Genomic DNA, 3,975 nt, shown 5'->3' on the forward strand with positions numbered 1-3,975 from the left:
TGTACTCAATTATTCCTCCATAGACAGCTAACGCCCGCTTAAGGGGCTGACAACGCAACTACCAAGTTTCCGCATAACACTGTAACCACCAAAATCAACGCATAATGAAAATGCCGCGCGTTGGAAGTCCCTCTTGAAGCGTTTGTTATGCTTTATTACCCATTGATTAAATTGAACTTTTTCAAAATTTATTAGTTCAATCCACTTTAACTCAAAATGATAAACTTGCCTACTTTCAGCAAACATTGTTGCCGATAAGATCCCAAATAAGTTGAAGCGAATTAGCCTGCGGAATCAAGGGGTCAACAACACCAAAGGAAGAGACCTTTCAGCGATAATTGAACCTTTTACGAGCACAATCTATCAGAGCTGAGCCGGAAAAAAGCGCAAAATCATCGATAAACTTGAACTAACCAAACACTGTCAGCAAGTAAGGTGTTCATGAGATCCCAAACATGCTGAAGCGAAATAGCCTGCGGAATCAATGAGCCAGCAGCACCAAAGAAAGAGACTTTTCAGCAACAATTGAACCTTTTGCGCACACAATTTATCAGAGCAATACCCGACAAAAACACACAAGCCTCGTTCAACTTTCAATGGCCACCAAAAAGAAAAATAAACTAATAATATCAATAAATTAGAATGGAAAACCTCTAAATCAGACTGAGTTTTCCCATTAAAATTTATATATTGATTTTGCTGAGGTTCAATAAAGCATAACGCCCAATTAAGTAGCCCGAAACGCAACTACCAACTTCCCGCACAACGCCGTAATCACTAAACTCAACGCATAATAAAAATGCCACGCGTTGAGGGTCTGCTTGAATTGTTTGTTATATTTCAGTTCCATACAGCTACTGAAACACCAAACAACCTTTAAAAATAGCAAACAACATCAGTCACTTAACGTAAGTTGAACTAATTTTTGGCACAAAAACAAACAGTTAATTTTTAAATTGACTCAAGCTTGCCCATTGATTCTGATGATAAATCTCAGAGAAACAAACCATTAATGTAAACCAAATCAAAATAGCAGCTAAATGAGCCCAAACGATAATGTTCGATAGGTATTGATATACTTGATCAAATCAACAGCTATCCATCACAATAAATCATCAACCAGCAAAGATCCCACATTACCACTTAACTTTTAAATTTGTAACAGGTTGAATTCAAGAGAAATATAACGCCCGGTTAAGGGGCAACCAACGCCACTACCAACTTACCGCATAACACCGTAACCACAAAAACCAATGCATAGTAAAAATGCCACGCGTTGGTTGTCCCTCTTGAACCGTTTGTTATGCTTAAACTTCAGACACTTAGGTTTAAGCCACCATTAGAATAACTCAGACTTTCAAACCAACCCAAGCACCAAAACTCGTTAACCTGATCTAAACCATGACTTGAATAGAAACCACGTTAAATTCACTACGATCAACAGAACAAAGTGCCCTTTCAATGAAATCCTGACCAACCAAACTCACAGCAAATTGGCGTAAAACTCGAATGAGGCAACTACGCTGAACCAGCAGCGCCAACGAAATTGCCTTTTCATTAGACAGCGCAAAACAATAGTAAATTGCCGATACGCTTTTGGCCGATAAGCCAAGGAACCAAATCACTCAAAGCGACTTTGAGAAAAAGAAACTCAACACAAACCAGCTCAGAGCAAAAATGAGGCAACCGCTCGACATTCACGGCATCAATTTATTTCAAACAGCGACAACATTATTCAATTGCCGACAAACAAGAACGAATGGCCGAAGGAACAAAGAAAAGGCCACAACCGATTGATTTTGTGAGATTAAGCATAACGCCCACTTAAGGGGCTGACAACGCGACTACCAAGTTTCCGCATAACACTGAAACCACAGAAATCAACGCATAATGAAAATGCTACGCGTTGGAAGTCCCTCTTGAAGTGTTTGTTATGCTTTATTACTTATTGATTAAATTGAACTTTTTCAACATTTATTGTTTACGAATACTTTAACTCAAAATGATAAACTTGCCTACTTTCAGCAATCATTGGTGCAAATAAGATCCCAAATAAGTTGAAGCGAATTAGCCTGCGGAATCAATGGGCAAACAACACCAAAGGAAGAGGCCTTTCAGCGACAATTGGACCTTTTACGCACACAATTTATCAGAGCAGAGCCGGAAAAAAGCGCACAAGCATCGATAAACTTGCGCTAACCAAACACTATCAGCAAGCTAGATTCCAATGAGATCCCAAACATGCTGAAGCGAAATAGCCTGTGGAATCAATGAGCAAACAACGCCAAAGAAAGAGACTTTTCAGCAACAGTCGAACCTTTTGCGCACACAATTTGTCAGAGCAGAGTTGGCTAAAAAAGCATGAGCATCGTTCAACTTTCAATAGCCACCGAAAAGAACAATAAACTCATAATATCAATAAATTAGAATAGGAAAACTTCTAAATCAGACCAAGTTTTCCCATTAAAATTTATATATTGATTTTGCTGAGGCTCAATAAAGCATAACGCCGCGTTAAGGGGTGAGCAACGCAACGACTAACTTACCGCACAACACAGTAACCACTGAAATCAACGCAAAACAAAAATGCCGAGCGTTGCGAATCCCTCTTTAACGCTTTGTTATGTGATTGTTGCTTCAGAATTACATTCTATTACCGATTATAATCATATGCCCCCCGTTAACTATTATAAAATGGATAGCTCATGAAAGCGCTTATTTATGAAACACTTATTAAACTTGCTAGCAAAGATCCTGAACAACATGCCCAAATCCGACAAAATCTTTATGATCACTTAGGCTTACCTTTTGAAAAACAACTTACTTTGTATTCTCAGGCGCTTGGACCAGCTGGTTCAGGTAAACTTGAAAATGAACAGGCAATGAGTAATGCCGTAGAAAACGTAATCAAATTACTTGAAACTCCTGAACACTAAACTCTTTTAATCAATATTCGGCCCATTTGATTAGGGCCGTTTTCAATTTACGCCTAATCACATAACGCCCGGTTAAGGGGCAACCAACGACGCCATTACCAAGCTTCCGCAAAACACCGTAACCACAAAAACCAACGCATAATAAAAATGCCACGCGTTGGTTGTCCCTCTTGAACCGTTTGTTAGCATTCTTGCCCACGTCACTTAATGACTTAAATACCTAAGCATATGAATTATATTATATTTAAATCAGTCACATAAAAAACTGCTGCTATCAATCTTCTATTTCTTTGTGGCCACATACTTCACATACACGATGGCGAGAAAAATCATCCATTGCGGCGACAAAGGCTCCAAGGAACCAACCTTTAATTGCACCATGCCAAAATTCTTTCAACTTACTATTCGGTTGGTCTTTAAATGGACTTTCCTTTCTAACCAAAACAACCACATGATTTGTATCTGCGTGACATTGTAAACAATGGCAGACCTCTGAAACTAGCTGTGACATGTATTTCTCCATTGAATGCTAACGCCCAATTAAGTAGCCCGAAACGCTACTACCAACTTACCGCACAACACCGTAATCACTAAACTCAACGCAAAACAAAAATGCCACGCGTTGAGGGTCTGCTTGAATTGTTTGTTATATTTCAGTTCCAGACAGCTACTGAAACACCAAGCAACCTTTGAAAATAGCCAACAACATCAAGCACTTAACTTAAGCTGAGCTAAATTTGGCACAAAAAACAGTTAATTTTTAAATTGGCTCAAGCTTACCCATTGATTCTGATGATAAATCTCAGAGAAACAAACCATTAATGTAAACCAAATCAAAATAGCAGCTAAATGAGCCCAAACGATAATGTTCGTTAGGAATTGATATACTTGATCAAATCAACAGCTATCCATCACAAGAAATCATCAACCAGCAAAGACACCACATTATCACTTTACTTTTAAATTTGTAACACGTTGAATTTAAGAGAAATATAACGCCCGCTTAAGGGGCTGACAACGCTACTACCAACTTTCCGCA

General features: G+C 38.7%; 2 protein-coding genes. One reads left to right on the plus strand and one right to left on the minus strand.

Annotated features, from left to right (window positions below; all coding sequences use genetic code 11):
- The first annotated feature begins 2,705 nt into the window (after positions 1-2,705).
- Positions 2,706-2,936: a PAS factor family protein gene (locus BSR11_RS02725; protein WP_072668969.1), complete on the plus strand. Its 231-nt coding sequence runs from the start codon at positions 2,706-2,708 to the stop codon at positions 2,934-2,936.
- Positions 2,937-3,210: 274 nt separating this feature from the next.
- Here BSR11_RS02725 and BSR11_RS02735 read toward each other — a convergent pair whose 3' ends face one another.
- Positions 3,211-3,447, minus strand: coding sequence for a hypothetical protein (locus BSR11_RS02735; RefSeq protein WP_072668971.1), 237 nt, complete (start codon positions 3,445-3,447; stop codon positions 3,211-3,213).
- Positions 3,448-3,975 lie beyond the last annotated feature (528 nt).

This window comes from Vibrio injensis (assembly GCF_001895205.1).
Lineage (GTDB): Bacteria > Pseudomonadota > Gammaproteobacteria > Enterobacterales > Vibrionaceae > Vibrio > Vibrio injensis.

Excerpts from the sequence above, each read along its gene's own strand:
- BSR11_RS02725 (WP_072668969.1), top strand. The coding sequence starts at position 2,706 with ATGAAAGCGCTTATTTATGAAACACTTATTAAACTTGCTAGCAAAGAT.
- BSR11_RS02735 (WP_072668971.1), bottom strand. The coding sequence starts at position 3,447 with ATGTCACAGCTAGTTTCAGAGGTCTGCCATTGTTTACAATGTCACGCA.